We start from the raw sequence: 15,000 nt of genomic DNA on the forward strand, positions 1-15,000 counted from the left end.
TCCTGGATTTGAAAAAAACCGGACTTAAACGTCCGATCCGTTCCGGTGCATAAAGCTCAAATCCAGTAAAAATACTGGTTTGGGCGACACCGTCTGCGTAGGCTCGAACCTCGCAATGGCCAACCTGGCCGAAGTTCGGATTAAGCCAGGCACGTTAAACCTCAACGCACCTGACACCTACGGTCTTTGACGGCCCACCTTGTGCCGAAGCATTCAGGTGGACCCCAAAGTTCGATTTACTGAGAGGTGATCACACCCCGCAGTGATATTTAGATGTTCAGGGAAGACTGATCGATAACCAGACCCGGGCCCATAGTGGTGCTCAGGGTGATCTTCTTCAGATATACACCTTTTGCAGAAGCCGGCTTGGCTTTCTTCAGGTCGGCAACCAGAGCTTCCAGGTTCTCTTTCAGAGAGTTCGCATCGAAAGCAACTTTACCGATACCACCGTGGATAATGCCGCCTTTGTCAGCGCGGAAACGCACCTGACCCGCTTTGGCATTTTTAACCGCAGTAGCAACGTCTGGAGTTACGGTGCCAGTCTTCGGGTTCGGCATCAGGCCGCGCGGGCCGAGGATTTGACCCAGCTGACCTACAACGCGCATCGCATCGGGGGAAGCGATTACTACGTCGAAGTCCATCTTGCCTGCTTTAACGTCGGCAGCCAGCTCGTCCATACCGATCAAGTCAGCGCCCGCTTCTTTAGCGGCGTCAGCGTTAGCACCCTGGGTGAAAACAGCTACGCGAACTTCTTTACCAGTACCGTGCGGCAGAGTAGTTGCACCGCGAACAGCCTGGTCGGATTTACGTGGGTCGATGCCCAGGTTTACAGAAGCGTCTACAGTTTCTGCAAACTTAACGTTGGACAGCTCTTTCAGCAGAGCTACGGCTTCTTCGATACCGTAAGCCTTACCAGCTTCAACCTTCTCAGCGATTACGCGCTGACGCTTGCTCAATTTAGCCACTTAGAGACCCTCCACTTCGATACCGGCGCTGCGAGCGGAACCAGCGATAGTGCGCACGGCCGCGTCCAAGTCGGATGCAGTCAGGTCTGCTTTCTTCATTTCTACGATCTCTTCCAGCTGAGCGCGGGTTACTTTACCCACTTTCTCAGTGTTCGGACGACCGGAACCGCTCTTGATCTTGGCAGCCTTGCGCAGCAGTACAGCGGCGGGCGGCGACTTCATGATGAAGGTGAAGGAGCGGTCGTTGTATACAGAGATTACAACTGGAACTGGCAGACCTGGCTCGAGGCTCTGGGTCTGGGCGTTGAACGCCTTACAGAATTCCATGATGTTCACACCGTGCTGACCCAGTGCGGGACCAACGGGCGGACTCGGGTTGGCCTGACCGGCCTTAACTTGCAGCTTGATATAAGCTTCTACTTTCTTAGCCATTACAGCTCTCCTCTAGTTGGGTATTAACGCCCGCCACTCAGCCATAAGGTTTAAGGGCAAGCTCCCCGAACCCCGAAATGAAAACTCATTTTTCGGGGACGCGAAAACCCCCTTCCACCTCGCGGCGAAAGGGGGCAAAAAATTTATACTGGAATCAGGTCTTCTCTACCTGACTGAACTCCAGTTCAACCGGGGTGGAACGCCCGAAGATCAACACAGCCACTCGCAAGCGACTCTTCTCGTAGTTAACCTCTTCAACCACACCGTTGAAATCATTAAACGGACCGTCGATAACTCGAACCATTTCACCGGGCTCAAACAGAGTCTTGGGCTTGGGCTTATCGGCGGAATCGTCAATGCGATTCAGGATAGCCTGCGCTTCGCGGTCAGTAATCGGGGCTGGCTTATCCGCCTTACCGCCGATAAAACCCAGTACTCGGGGAGTTTCTTTCACCAAGTGCCAGGTATCGTCATTCAATTCCATTTCTACCAGGACATAGCCCGGGAAAAACTTGCGTTCACTCTTGCGCTTTTGCCCTGCGCGCATCTCAACCACTTCTTCCGTGGGAACCAGGACTTCACCAAACAGGTGGTCCATTTCGTTCAGCTCAATGCGCTCTTTCAGGGAGCTGGCGACACGCTTCTCATAGCCCGAGTAAGCCTGGACCACATACCAATTCTTTGACATGTATCAACCTTTAGCCGATAAATTTGGAAGCCGCCCAACCCAGAGCCGAATCAAGCGCCCACAAGATAAGCGCCATAATCAACACGAAAACAACCACAATCGCTGTGGTCTGGGTTGCTTCTTGGCGGGTCGGCCAAACCACACGCCTGACTTCAGTTTGCGCTTCGCGCAACAGTTGCCACAACGCATTGCCTTTGGCGGTATTTACAGCCACAACCAGAGCTACCAGACAGATGGCAGTTACTGCCAACACTCGGTAAAACAAAGGGAATTCGGCGTAATATGAATTGCCTGCAACAGCACCGCCCACCAGCAGCACTATTAACAACCACTTCAGACCGTCAAGACGAAAGGTTTTCGCTTCTGTTTTAGCATTCATATAAGAAGCCCTTAGCGCACTATAGATAATCTTTTAGCGCTCATAAACACAAAAGCCCCACTGACAAGTAGGGTTTTGCGACACCCCTAAGCTTATCTAAGCGGAGTGATTAAAAATGGCAGGCCAGGAGGGACTCGAACCCCCAACACCCGGTTTTGGAGACCGGTGCTCTACCAATTGAACTACTGGCCTGTACAGTGTGAGCACTTTCGCACTCAAAGATGAGAGAGCTACAGGAACTCTCCCACCTGGTGCACCACATAGGATATTGTGATGCAGAAATCAAAGATTACTCAATGATCTTAGCAACAACGCCCGCACCTACGGTACGACCACCTTCGCGGATAGCGAAGCGCAGGCCGTCTTCCATGGCGATCGGAGCGATCAGGGTAACAACCATTTGAATGTTGTCGCCCGGCATTACCATTTCAGTGCCTTCCGGCAGCTCTACCGCACCAGTTACGTCGGTAGTACGGAAGTAGAACTGAGGACGGTAGCCTTTGAAGAACGGGGTGTGACGACCACCTTCGTCCTTGGACAGTACATACACTTCCGCTTCGAACTTGGTGTGCGGAGTGATGGAGCCCGGCTTAGCCAGTACCTGACCACGCTCTACTTCGTCACGCTTGGTGCCGCGCAGCAGTGCGCCGATGTTCTCACCAGCACGACCTTCGTCGAGCAGCTTGCGGAACATTTCAACACCAGTACAGGTAGTAGTGGTGGTTTCTTTGATACCAACGATTTCGATCTCGTCGCCAGTGTTGATCACACCGCGCTCTACACGACCAGTTACAACAGTACCACGGCCAGAGATAGAGAATACGTCTTCGATCGGCATCAGGAACGGCTGATCTACAGCGCGCTCTGGCTCAGGGATGTACTCGTCCAGAGTCTCTACCAGCTTCTTAACAGCGGTAGTACCCATTTCGTTGTCGTCTTCGCCGTTCAGGGCCATCAGAGCGGAACCAACGATGATCGGAGTGTCGTCACCTGGGAACTCGTACTGGTCCAGAAGTTCGCGAACTTCCATTTCTACCAGCTCGAGCAGCTCTTCGTCGTCTACCATGTCCGCTTTGTTCAGGAATACAACGATGTAAGGTACACCTACCTGACGGGAAAGCAGGATGTGCTCACGAGTCTGCGGCATGGGGCCGTCAGCTGCGGAACATACCAGGATAGCGCCGTCCATCTGAGCAGCACCGGTGATCATGTTCTTAACGTAGTCGGCGTGTCCCGGGCAATCTACGTGCGCGTAGTGGCGAGTCGGGGACTCGTACTCAACGTGAGAAGTAGCGATGGTGATACCGCGCTCACGCTCTTCCGGTGCATTGTCGATACCGTCGAAAGCAACAGCGTCACCGCCCCAAACTTCCGCACATACGCGGGTCAGAGCAGCGGTCAGGGTGGTTTTACCGTGGTCAACGTGACCGATGGTGCCCACGTTCACGTGGGGCTTGGAACGTTCAAACTTTTCTTTTGCCATTGCAGCCTCCTATATATAGGCGAGCCGATAACGGCACCACCCACGTCCAGAACATGCACATCCGACCCGGAAAATCCGACCCCGGACACAAACAACCGCAAGAGCTTTCACCCTTGCGGTCATATAAAATGGAGCTCATGGGCGGATTTGAACCGCCGACCTCACCCTTACCAAGGGTGTGCTCTACCCCTGAGCTACATGAGCTAAAACCTTGCCGATAACGGCATCTTAAAATGTTGCACCCTGGAGAGCATTCCAGCCAACCCCAAAACTTGGAGCGGGCAGCGGGGATCGAACCCGCATCATCAGCTTGGAAGGCTGAGGTTCTACCATTGAACTATGCCCGCTTTCGGGACCTCCATGCGAAACCATTCGATTTCGCGCAACACCCTAAGGTGTAATATGGTGCAGGGGGGTGGATTCGAACCACCGAAGCTTTCGCGTCAGATTTACAGTCTGATCCCTTTGGCCACTCGGGAACCCCTGCTCAAAGCGGTGTGCATTGTCTACACATCTCGCTGCGCTGTCAACAATTTTTCTTTAAATTTCACATACTTAGCAGCGAAACCTAATTTTGACAGCAACGGGATGAAAATGGAGCTGGCGAGAGGAGTCGAACCCCCGACCGGCTGATTACAAGTCAGCTGCTCTACCAACTGAGCTACGCCAGCCCTATCCCGTTCATTGCCGAAGTTGTTAAGTCACCCTCGTCAATGGAGGCGGGATTCTATGGGAACTTATCTCGACACGCAACACCCTTTTTGCAGATAAATCATATTTTTTATGTCGCCTATTCCAACTTGTTGAAAAAAACAGCGATTCGAGACGCCACCTGATGATTTTCTGATAAATCTGCTTTTTTGTTAGCCAAGTACTTCAGAACAAAGATTTGGGCGCCGATCCAGATCCGGGTATTCACTTTGCAGTTGTCGCCAAAATTCTTCTGCAAGACTTTCTGTGCTGCCAGGGGGCATAACTATCCACCGCTCCATATAGGTTTGCGGCTCCTCCTTGAACTGCGCGGCAACCCCCCTCTCCTTCAAAACGGCGGTATGGGACTCAGCTCGGGCTCGCTCACTGAAAATCCCAAATGAAATGCCATTTTCCAATGCGCCTTTGGGAATGACATAGCTGTCGATCCCCTGAGACTGTAGTTCACGCAAGCGGTTATAGGCCTCCCGCCTCGAACTCAGTGGCGGCAGATATACCCAGTAGCGCATCTGCCCCTGCATTTCTATATCACGCAGTTCGGCTTTAACCTGAAGGGACCGGATTCGCTGCAAGAGATCCTCGCCCTGGTACTCCTCCGCGAAAGGCCCCAACAGCGTACAATGCTGCTCAACCTCAAAGGACTCCTTACTCAGTGCCCCAGCCTTCTCTGGAGCAGGCAGCTCTTCAGGGGATATTTCGCTAACGAGGGTAATTTTCTTTCCCTCCGACTCGTGAGGGATCGGGCTCTTGCCGCTACTTAACTGCGGAGATGGCGCTACCAACATATACCAGGCAAAAAGCACAGCGTTCAGGGCAACTAAAGAAAGGGCTATCCAGCGCATAACAGAGTAAATTTTTATGGATTACTAAGGGCCAACCCATCCATCACCAAATCAGGAACCAGGCGATGTTCGTGCTGGTAAACTGCGGAGAGCAACTGCGCATCTCCACCGGTTAACCACAATAAAGGGAGGGAACCGGAGTGGACCTGCAATTCTTCCATTGCTCGATCAACCGCACCCAACACCATCAGCAAGAGGCCACGGTTTATCGCCTCATTGGTATTGCGTCCCGCGCCCAATGTTTTTGTCAGGGCCAGTGCCTCACGACTCTTTGCTGCATGGGTATCGACACTGAGAACGCGATTCATCAATCCGAAACCGGGAACGATATATCCCCCAATGTGGCGCCCGCTATTGTCCAGCAAATCTAAGGTGACCGCACTGCCGCAATCCACAATTAATGATGCTCGGGGAGATTGCTGGTAGGCCGCCAACATTGCCAGCCACCGATCCACCCCCAGGGCGGAGTGGTCTTCATACCCACAGATAACGCCGGCACATTGAGGTGCCACTGCAGAGAATTCAGCCTCCAGTGTGAACAGGTCTCGGGCCACCTGACTCAAGAATTCAGCAACAACGGGACCGGCGACATTCACTACCCGAAAACGGTAGGGGGTTAAGTCTGCCCAACCCTCAGGCAAAACCTGCTGGCGCAACTGCCCAGTTTCGATATCACCACGGGCTATCACCTCGCCTTCGACCAGGTAGCGCCACTTACCCCGTGTATTGCCGACATCCAGCTCTAGAATCACACCTGCCCCCGCAACGAGATTTCCCCCCCATGAAATGACTTTTGCCCTTTATCAGTGTCGAGTAACAAGGCTCCTTTTTCATCGACACCGGCCGCAACACCTTCCCAGCTCAAATTACCTGACCGCAACTGAACTGGCTGCCCGGCAAACTGGTCTAGGGTTGACCACGATTCCCGGTAAGTGGCGAACCCCCCTTCCGGGTAAGTTTCCAGCATCGGTAACAGCTCGCTGAGTATCGCCGCAGTTAATTCACTGCGGCCAATACCAGGACGGACTTGCTGGAGATCTGCCCATGGTTGATCAATCTCCTCTGCTGTCTTTGCGTTGAGACCATTATTCAACCCGATACCGATAACCACTGAACAGCGGTCGGTTAAATCCCCTTTTAGCTCAAGTAATACACCGGCCAATTTACGGCCCTGGCACCACACATCATTTGGCCACTTCAGGCGCACGCCCGGTACAGAAAAACGCTCGAGCGCTTTTGCCACAGCAACACCGACGGCAAGACTCAACCCCTCCAGGCTTTGTACACCGCCATTAAACTCCCAGCCCACTGAGAGGCTGATACTTGTGGCATAGGGGCTGACCCAGTTGCGACCACGGCGGCCCCGGCCGGCACTTTGCCGCTCGGCGAGAATTGCTACAGCATGCCCCTTACCTTGTTCAAAACGTTCCAGTAACAGGGAGTTCGTTGAATTCAACTCATCAAAAACCCGCAACTCGCGCAGTAGCGCTCGGGCTGAATCATCCAGCTGATTGGTAACAGTCTGCTCAGATAGCAAGTCGAGACCTCCCGGCAAGCGATAACCTCGCCCCTTAGCAGACTCAAGCGTCAGGCCGTAGCTCTCGAGCTTTTGTAGTTGTTTCCAAACAGCGGCTCGGCTGACACCAAGCGCATTCCCGAGGGATTCTCCCGAGTGTATTTCCCCATCCGCCAGCAGCTCCAGCACCGGGCGAAGCTGTTCTAATGGTGTTTTTACGGCGACGTCCTGCAATTTGTTCAACCTTTTACATAATGGCGGCCATAGCGATGCCCGAGGCTCGTCAGGACTTCATAACCAATAGTCCCGGCATACCCAGCGACCTCATCCACCGTAAGCTGGTCATTGAGAATCTCGATCGACTGAAGGGAGTCCCGCTCCTCTTCGCTGAGACCCGAAATATCGAAAGTGGTAGAGTCCATTGATATACGCCCGACAATTGGTAGCGGGCGACCGTGCCCCCATCCGCGCCCCCGCCCCCCTTGGGCTCGTATAATGCCATCGGCATATCCACCCCGAGCTACCGCAAGCCAACTATCTCCGGGAACTTCCTGGGTCGCACCATACCCCACAGACCGGGACTGACTGACATAGCGCTTTTGGACAATTGGCAAGCCCAAAGTCACCGTTGGACGCATCGGGTTTTCAGCCTCAGGGACAGGGTTAAGGCCGTATAGTGCGGAGCCCGGTCGGGCAATATCAAAGTGATAGTCCTCACCCAAAAAGATGCCGGATGAGTTCGCAAGGCTGAGCTGAATATCCGGGCACAGTTCCCGCAAGCGATCGCCAGCGGTCTTAAACTCGTTCAACTGAAGCTTATTATGCGGATGCTGGGGCTGATCTGCACAGGCAAGATGACTGAAGAACATCCGAACATCGGCGGACTCCAAGAGAGGGCGGTCCTTGAGCAGTAATTCGAACTCATCCGGGGTCAAGCCCAGCCGAGTCATGCCGGTATCAATTTTTACGGCGCAAGGGGCCTCTAACTGAGCTTTCTCGCAGATTTCGACCCAGTTCTTCAATTGATCCAGAGTAAACAATGTGGGGATCAAACCCGCGCGAGCGCACTCTAGTTCAGCACCAGGCCTGACACCGGTAAAAATGACTATATTCACATCGTTGCCGAGGTCACTGCGCAAGCGCTCCCCCTCGACTTGGGTGGCCACAAAGAAATCGCGGCATCCCTGAGCGTATAGCGCTGGTGCAACATGAGCCATTCCCAAGCCGTAAGCATCCGCTTTAACCACAGCACCGCACCGGGCGCCGGCTTTCAAGCGATTAGCCAGATCCTGATAGTTATCTGCTATTGACCTCAGGTTGATACTTAATAACCCTTCACGAAAGTCACTCATACCAGTACAACTCTCTAAATCAGTAAGCTAGGTAGCTCCGAGCAGACTCTCTCGCTGCAGCGCTCGGGCACCGCCTAATATACACCCAACAACCAATAAAAGGCTGACCAGTGAGCCAGCGATCATCAGTGATATGGAGACCGTATCCCCAACCAGTAGAGCCTTAAACCACTGCTGTTGCGCGACCAGCGGGACCAACTGCCAGGCAGGCTCCTCTAGCTCTATGGATGACATATCCAATATTAACAACATAGTGACAGGTAAAATCTGCAAAATACTCAATTGAGTTTGGGCATCTTTAAATGACTGGGAACGCAACGCTAACAATATTTGCAGTACGGCAACCAATAGAGCCAGTGGGAGCAGGGCTAGCGCCATAGCAACCATGCCACTCAGCGTAGTTGCATGTTGTATCCCCATTTCAGCCAAGGGCAAAAATGGAAAAACAGCCATTAGCGAAACTAACGCAAGAATTGAAGATAACCAACTGATACTGGCTACAGCGAGCACCTTGGCCAGGACCACCTGCCAGGCGGCCAGAGGTTGTTGCAGTAATACCTCAAAACTCATTCTCTCCCGCTCACCGGCAGAGGCATCAATGGACGAGGACAGGCAACCTATAAACAGCGTCATTATCAAGAGTGTCGGTATTGAACCAACAATCCAGGCACTGCGGGTAGACGGGGTACTGACATCCCTGACCTGGACTTGCCAGGGTGCTATTGTTTTTAGTGGGACTCCCCTAGCGACCATTCTTTGTTGAACAATGAGCTGTTGTAGCTCACCCAGCTTTTGTTGAACATGACTCGCGCCTTGCCCGCTGAAACGATCGGAGCTATCAACATACAAATAAACCTTGGGGCTGCGGAAATTGCGATAATCGGTAGAAAAACCTTCATCAATTTTCACAACTGCATCGTAACCTTCATCAAGTAAAGCTATCGGGTCCCCTTCTGACAGGCTATCCAGTTCCACCCGCCCTTTACTCAGCTGCTGCTCTAATACTGGTAAATCCTGCCCGCCTAACAACGCTAGCTGAAATGTCCTCTCCCCTTGGGACTTAAACATAAACAGAGTCATCGATGCGATCATTCCGGGAAATGAAATGGCAAACAGCAAAGATAAATACAGTGCTCGCCGGTCACGCCAAACCTCTAAAGACTCCTTCTTCAGAAGAGCAGACATGGCGGGAGTAAATAATAGGTTTAAAAATTTCATGCCATCACCTCCCCTTTAACCCCGTAAGCCAGAGTGACGAAACTATCTTCCAGGTTTTTACAGCCTGTGCGTTCTACAAGCTCATCGGGGGTACCACTATCGACAATAGCACCGTTAGCCATCACCAATACTCTATCTGACAACTCAGTAACTTCAGCCATAATATGGCTGGAAAATAAAATGGCTACGCCCTCAGAGCGCAACCGCAGAAGTGTTTTCCGCAGCAGTCTCGCTGCAAGAACATCAAGCCCGCGCGTCGGTTCATCGAGTATCAAATGCGTAGGCCGGTGGACTAGTGCCCGCGCCAGCGACACTTTCATTCTCTCCCCCTGGGAAAAGCCTTTTGTCCGACGTTGCCACAAATCTTCTAATTCCAGCTCTTCTCGAACAGAATTCAATGCGCGCTTAAGCTCTGCCCCAAATAATCCCTGCGCACTGGCAAAAAATGATAAGTACTCCGCTACAGTAAGTCGTTCATACAAGCCTTCACGATCGCCGACAACGCCCAATTGCCGCTTTATTTCTAATGGATTTTCGGCCACATTAAACCCACTAACAAATACTGTACCTTCATCCGGTTTTACCAACCCCGTTATAATTCTCAGGCAAGTAGTTTTACCGGCTCCATTGACCCCCAGCAAAGCGGTTATTTGGCCATCAGGTATATTGAAATTCAGGTCTTTGAGTACTTTCTTTCCAGAGAATTGCTTGTGAATAGATTTAACAGCAATCATTTGTTATCCCCTTGGCTCGATAGCAACTCACTGGATACCGCTTTATCAATTTCAGGTCCAAAAGCACCCGCCATAAAAGGTGGTCTTTGAATATCCGCAATACAATCACTATCTAAAGAAGCAAGTGGAGATTTTAGAAAATCATCTATTAGCTTTGGTATACAACCGCGCATACTATTGATATGTCCACCACCTGGAACCACTACCTGTTTTAATTCTGAAAGATACCCCAAGCTTTGTTCCGCATAATAATGTGGGGTAATAGGGTCAGCCTCTCCGGAAATAATTAACACAGGATGATTTCTTTCTTCCGGGACTTCGTAAGTGATAGGAGATACGGGCCACACCTTGCAACCCTCAGCAAAAATCTCAAAAAAAGCATCACCTAAAAAGCTATCGCGAATATCTGCAGCCAGCTCTTCCTCTGTAGTGCGATTTAATTCTTCAGCGCAAGCAACTGATAAGGTGAGCCCCATAGACATACTTCCATCATCAGATAAAAGTCCAACCAACCCCGATAGCGGTAAATAATTACCCTCCTCAGCCTGGCTAATAGCGTATGGTAACTGCGCTGCCGTTTCAGGTGCGTAGAGCGCGGTCCTTATCAGGTTTTGTATGAAGCTACGGGGAACACTTGTTTCCATTGTGCGACCAGAGTGGGGGTCCGGGAAGTTCGATGCTCTTCCATCCCAGTCCCTAAGCAAGCTATCCAGGTCAGATCTCCAATCGCCAAATTCGGAGCACACCGGATCCTGACTGCAGTCTTTCTCCAATTTTAGCAGCGCCTTTTCAGCAGCTTGCGCAGTAAGAAAAACTTTTGAATCAATCGGGGCTACGGCATCCAGGATCAGGACACTTAAACTTTCGGGATACCATTGCTGGTAAAGAAGCGCGGTACGAGTTCCCCAAGAACCTCCCCACAAAGCAATTTTTTTATGTCTCAACTGGAGGCGCACTTCCTCCAGATCATCAACCGCTTGACGGCTATGCAGCGCTTTCGCAAAGGAGGAGTTTTCAAGGTAGCAAGTTGAGAATTGATCGGTGACCGCCTCCAGATCCATATGGACTTCTCCGTCGATCCCACAGTCAAATGCAGCCGAGTAACCCGAGCCGCGCCTATCGACAAGAACGATCGCCCTACTCTGATTGACTTTATATAAGGCATTTAGAATCGGGGTCAGATAACTGGCTGCCTGACCGGGGCCACCGGCCAGTAAATAAAGTGGCTCCAGTCCAATGTCATTAACTGCTGGGGCTATCATTACCGCTAGATCTACTGCAGCTTCTCCTCCACCAACCGGTATCGTTGTACAGTGCAGAGCATGGCTCCAGCCGTCCAGGTAGCAGGACTCGAAGTTATTCTCTTCTCTCTCTTCTGCAACTGCTGGAGATAGCCCTATAAACAAGCTGATCGCGAAGATCGCAAACCTCTGTATCCAAACCACTGCCAACCCCCTATCCAACGAATTTATCCCAACCAGTGTATCGAACTGCTCCTAAGGTGTCGTCATCCAACAAAAGGCAGATAATTGCATTTGCATTAGCGCCCACCCCTGCACAGTGGTATGGTTTCTTATTTACTTGCCCATGATTGCACCCATGAGCTTTTCAGACCGAGAAAAACACCTAATCCGAGCCGCCTTTGCCTGGGGCCAAATCACACAACAGGAAGGCTATACACTTTCTGATCTTGAAATTGAAAAATCGGTTCTCTTCCGACGATTACTTGGCGGTCGGCCGCCATTGGCATTCCCGCCACCATTGCGTCACGGATTTCCCTGGTATGACGTTATTGAAGGGCGTAGCGAACACTTAGTGAGTGCATCCGAAGCCTCACCTGAATGCAGCATCATTGCACCGGGCTGTAAGCTCGGGGATACCTGCATTCTTATTGACGGAGCCTTTTGGCGCGTAGTCGAAACTGTTCGCGAGCACGAAGAATATATCGTTGAGTGGGGCCAATACCCAATGCAGTGGCGCTTGAAAAAGCATTGGGAAGTAAACTATGAAATGACACAACAGCTTCATAGTTTTCGTAAAGATAACCCCAATGCCGAAGTGAGCTTTGACAACTATTTAAGCCAAAGGGAGTACCGGGAATTTCGCATAGACGATGATCAGACGGTATGGCTCTGTGAATGGCAATTAAGCCGCACCAGCCTCTCTGGTTGGGTTTGGGTTGGGACAATACTACCTGTTCCCGATTATCAGCTCGTTCCAGTGTTCGACGATGATCACGGCCCGGTTATTCTCGGCGAGGATGGTAATTCCAATGGGCAGGCCTGGCTGCGTATTGAAGATGCCACAGATGAATACCGCTTCGTTAAACTACTGGGAACCTACGACTACCAGTCGCTAATTACTGCGAGCACCACTGAGCTGAAGACCTTTTTACAAGACCTACAGCAAGAAGAGTCAGCAGACATTGAAGTATTGGATTGGCACCAGAACAATGCCGCACGACGCTTTGCTCTCCCTGCCGAGCTGGTTCCACTAGAAGACCTCAGTTTGAATGATATGAACTTTGACCTCGTTCCAGATAACGCCTTTGCTTACTAGCCCACCCAAGCCCCACCTGGTGGGGCTTTTTTTATCCCCAAATTTTTCTTCTCTCACATACTGGCGTACCAATCAGCCGCAGTAATCCACAGATTTATCGCTCATAACACTGTTAATAACTGATGTCCGTTTTATGGCGTCTTTGTTACCAACAGAAACCATGGATAGAGCTGTGTATAACTCCGGGATATCCCCGGCCAGCCCCGTGATTGCTTGGCTCTATTGAAGGCGGGTAAAAAAGCAGCACTTTTTGCGCGGATTTCCACAGCCAGGTGTTACTAACAGAAAGTCTGGATAGAGTTGTGTATAACTTTAATAAACGGGCTACAGGCCCCGTGGTTACAGGGGATTACTGCAGAGACTAAAAAATCACCGATATTTTTATGGGCTAATTTTAATTTTTGGCGGGAGTGGTATGGGTACTTTTCTGAGTTTTACGCGAGTTATTTTTGTTGGATTATTTTTTGAGTGAGTGTAAAGGCGTTTGGAGAGAAGAACGGTAAAGAGCTATTTTTATAGGCTTTTTAAGGCACTTTGATAATTTTAGCTTTTTCTTTTTTATTTACTGACGGACTTTTAAATAGAAGGTTGAGCATTAAAGTTTTCAGAACTATTTTATTTTTTCTATTTAATTTCGACTAAGTAATTCCTGCTTCCCCTTTCTTCCTTCCCTTTCTTAGTTTTTTTGTTTTTGTTTTTGTTTTTGTTTTTTTAAAATATTTTTCAGTCATAAAAAAAGGGCCACCCTATTGGGTGGCCCTTTTCGGATTAGAAGCCTGACGATGACCTACTCTCACATGGGGAAGCCCCACACTACCATCGGCGATGTTGCGTTTCACTTCTGAGTTCGGCAAGGGATCAGGTGGTTCCACAACTCTATTGTCGTCAGGCAAACTGGCTTGGGTTGGCGTTGGTCTTATAAGCAAAGTGCTTGGCCTGCCGCGTTATCGCTGTTTGCCTCGGTCATGTTATTGACCGGCGATAACCCCAAATAAGTCGGTAAAACAATCTGTAGTAATACACCGCAAGCGATCGTATGTCTCTAACTCACAATCCGCTAGCTTAGCTAGTCGTTAGTAACCATCTCTGTTGTATGGTCAAGCCGCACGGGCAATTAGTACTGGTTAGCTCAACGCCTCACAACGCTTCCACACCCAGCCTATCAACGTGGTAGTCTTCCACGGCCCTTCAGGAGGCTCAAGGCCTCAGGGAGATCTTATCTTGAAGGAGGCTTCCCGCTTAGATGCTTTCAGCGGTTATCCCGTCCGAACATAGCTACCCGGCAATGCCACTGGCGTGACAACCGGAACACCAGAGGTTCGTTCACTCCGGTCCTCTCGTACTAGGAGCAACTCTTCTCAAATCTCCAACGCCCACGGCAGATAGGGACCGAACTGTCTCACGACGTTCTAAACCCAGCTCGCGTACCACTTTAAATGGCGAACAGCCATACCCTTGGGACCGGCTTCAGCCCCAGGATGTGATGAGCCGACATCGAGGTGCCAAACACCGCCGTCGATGTGAACTCTTGGGCGGTATCAGCCTGTTATCCCCGGAGTACCTTTTATCCGTTGAGCGATGGCCCTTCCATACAGAACCACCGGATCACTATGACCTACTTTCGTACCTGCTCGACATGTCTGTCTCGCAGTCAAGCGCACTTATACCATTATGCTCATTGCATGATTTCCGACCATGCTGAGTGCACCTTCGTACTCCTCCGTTACTCTTTGGGAGGAGACCGCCCCAGTCAAACTACCCACCATACACTGTCCTCGATCCGGATAACGGACCAGAGTTAGAACCTCAAACATACCAGGGTGGTATTTCAAGGACGGCTCCACAACAACTAGCGTCGCTGCTTCAAAGCCTCCCACCTATCCTACACAAATAGGCTCAAAGTTCAGTGCAAAGCTGTAGTAAAGGTTCACGGGGTCTTTCCGTCTAGCCGCGGGTACACTGCATCTTAACAGCGATTTCAATTTCACTGAGTCTCTGGTGGAGACAGCGTGGCCATCGTTACGCCATTCGTGCAGGTCGGAACTTACCCGACAAGGAATTTCGCTACCTTAGGACCGTTATAGTTACGGCCGCCGTTTACCGGGGCTTCGATCAAGAGCT

General features: G+C 51.0%; 13 protein-coding genes, 5 tRNA genes and 2 rRNA genes (1 of these 20 only partly in view). 1 reads left to right on the forward strand and 19 read right to left on the reverse strand.

Annotated elements, in window-relative coordinates; all coding sequences use genetic code 11:
* Window positions 1–269 precede the first annotated feature (269 nt).
* The 17 genes from rplA to ACJJIZ_RS00085 form a co-directional block, all read right to left on the reverse strand.
* The gene (gene rplA, locus ACJJIZ_RS00005; protein WP_108731646.1) at window positions 270–965 is read right to left on the reverse strand and encodes a 50S ribosomal protein L1; all 696 of its coding nucleotides are present in this window, start codon (window positions 963–965) and stop codon (window positions 270–272) included.
* Entirely contained in the window at window positions 966–1,397 is a 432-nt protein-coding gene (gene rplK / locus ACJJIZ_RS00010; protein WP_108731645.1) for a 50S ribosomal protein L11, read from the reverse strand. It lies immediately after the preceding gene.
* Window positions 1,398–1,551: 154 nt separating this feature from the next.
* A complete protein-coding gene (gene nusG / locus ACJJIZ_RS00015) occupies window positions 1,552–2,085 on the reverse strand; it encodes a transcription termination/antitermination protein NusG (RefSeq protein WP_108731644.1) in 534 nt (177 codons plus the stop codon).
* Window positions 2,086–2,095: 10 nt separating this feature from the next.
* Window positions 2,096–2,464, reverse strand: a complete 369-nt coding sequence (secE, locus tag ACJJIZ_RS00020; RefSeq protein WP_108731643.1) for a preprotein translocase subunit SecE — start codon at window positions 2,462–2,464, stop codon at window positions 2,096–2,098.
* Window positions 2,465–2,580: 116 nt separating this feature from the next.
* Window positions 2,581–2,656: transfer RNA gene (locus ACJJIZ_RS00025), tRNA-Trp, on the reverse strand.
* Between the two features lie 97 nt (window positions 2,657–2,753).
* Window positions 2,754–3,947, reverse strand: coding sequence for an elongation factor Tu (gene tuf / locus ACJJIZ_RS00030; RefSeq protein ID WP_108731642.1), 1,194 nt, complete (start codon window positions 3,945–3,947; stop codon window positions 2,754–2,756).
* A 129-nt stretch (window positions 3,948–4,076) separates the two neighbouring features.
* Window positions 4,077–4,151, reverse strand: a tRNA-Thr gene (locus ACJJIZ_RS00035).
* 69 nt (window positions 4,152–4,220) lie between these two features.
* Window positions 4,221–4,294 (reverse strand) — tRNA-Gly (locus tag ACJJIZ_RS00040).
* Between the two features lie 56 nt (window positions 4,295–4,350).
* A tRNA-Tyr gene (locus ACJJIZ_RS00045) sits at window positions 4,351–4,434 on the reverse strand.
* A gap of 108 nt (window positions 4,435–4,542) precedes the next feature.
* Window positions 4,543–4,618 (reverse strand) — tRNA-Thr (locus tag ACJJIZ_RS00050).
* 192 nt (window positions 4,619–4,810) lie between these two features.
* Window positions 4,811–5,500 (reverse strand): SPOR domain-containing protein, encoded by a 690-nt coding sequence (locus ACJJIZ_RS00055; RefSeq protein ID WP_444914833.1) that lies wholly within the window; start codon window positions 5,498–5,500, stop codon window positions 4,811–4,813.
* Between the two features lie 14 nt (window positions 5,501–5,514).
* On the reverse strand, window positions 5,515–6,252 hold the full coding sequence (locus tag ACJJIZ_RS00060) for a type III pantothenate kinase (RefSeq protein ID WP_444906487.1): 738 nt from the start codon (window positions 6,250–6,252) through the stop codon (window positions 5,515–5,517).
* Window positions 6,249–7,250, reverse strand: a complete 1,002-nt coding sequence (birA, locus tag ACJJIZ_RS00065) for a bifunctional biotin--[acetyl-CoA-carboxylase] ligase/biotin operon repressor BirA (protein ID WP_444914834.1) — start codon at window positions 7,248–7,250, stop codon at window positions 6,249–6,251. Before birA ends, ACJJIZ_RS00060 begins: the two co-directional genes overlap by 4 nt.
* A gap of 5 nt (window positions 7,251–7,255) precedes the next feature.
* Window positions 7,256–8,368, reverse strand: coding sequence for an alanine racemase (alr, locus tag ACJJIZ_RS00070; protein WP_444914835.1), 1,113 nt, complete (start codon window positions 8,366–8,368; stop codon window positions 7,256–7,258).
* 27 nt (window positions 8,369–8,395) lie between these two features.
* Window positions 8,396–9,586: an ABC transporter permease gene (locus ACJJIZ_RS00075; RefSeq protein WP_282934410.1), complete on the reverse strand. Its 1,191-nt coding sequence runs from the start codon at window positions 9,584–9,586 to the stop codon at window positions 8,396–8,398.
* A complete protein-coding gene (locus ACJJIZ_RS00080) occupies window positions 9,583–10,320 on the reverse strand; it encodes an ABC transporter ATP-binding protein (RefSeq protein ID WP_444914836.1) in 738 nt (245 codons plus the stop codon). The genes ACJJIZ_RS00075 and ACJJIZ_RS00080 overlap by 4 nt, the downstream gene beginning before the upstream one ends.
* Window positions 10,317–11,765: an alpha/beta fold hydrolase gene (locus ACJJIZ_RS00085; RefSeq protein WP_444914837.1), complete on the reverse strand. Its 1,449-nt coding sequence runs from the start codon at window positions 11,763–11,765 to the stop codon at window positions 10,317–10,319. Before ACJJIZ_RS00085 ends, ACJJIZ_RS00080 begins: the two co-directional genes overlap by 4 nt.
* A 154-nt stretch (window positions 11,766–11,919) precedes the next feature.
* Between ACJJIZ_RS00085 and ACJJIZ_RS00090 the strand changes: the two genes are divergently transcribed.
* Window positions 11,920–12,879: a hypothetical protein gene (locus ACJJIZ_RS00090; protein WP_444906491.1), complete on the forward strand. Its 960-nt coding sequence runs from the start codon at window positions 11,920–11,922 to the stop codon at window positions 12,877–12,879.
* 774 nt (window positions 12,880–13,653) lie between these two features.
* Here ACJJIZ_RS00090 and rrf read toward each other — a convergent pair.
* Both rrf and ACJJIZ_RS00100 read right to left on the reverse strand, forming a co-directional pair.
* Window positions 13,654–13,769 (reverse strand): 5S ribosomal RNA (rrf, locus tag ACJJIZ_RS00095).
* Between the two features lie 203 nt (window positions 13,770–13,972).
* A 23S ribosomal RNA gene (locus tag ACJJIZ_RS00100) occupies window positions 13,973–15,000 on the reverse strand; it runs 1,854 nt beyond the window's last position.

The organism is Microbulbifer maximicatervae (SeqCode), from assembly GCF_052467225.1.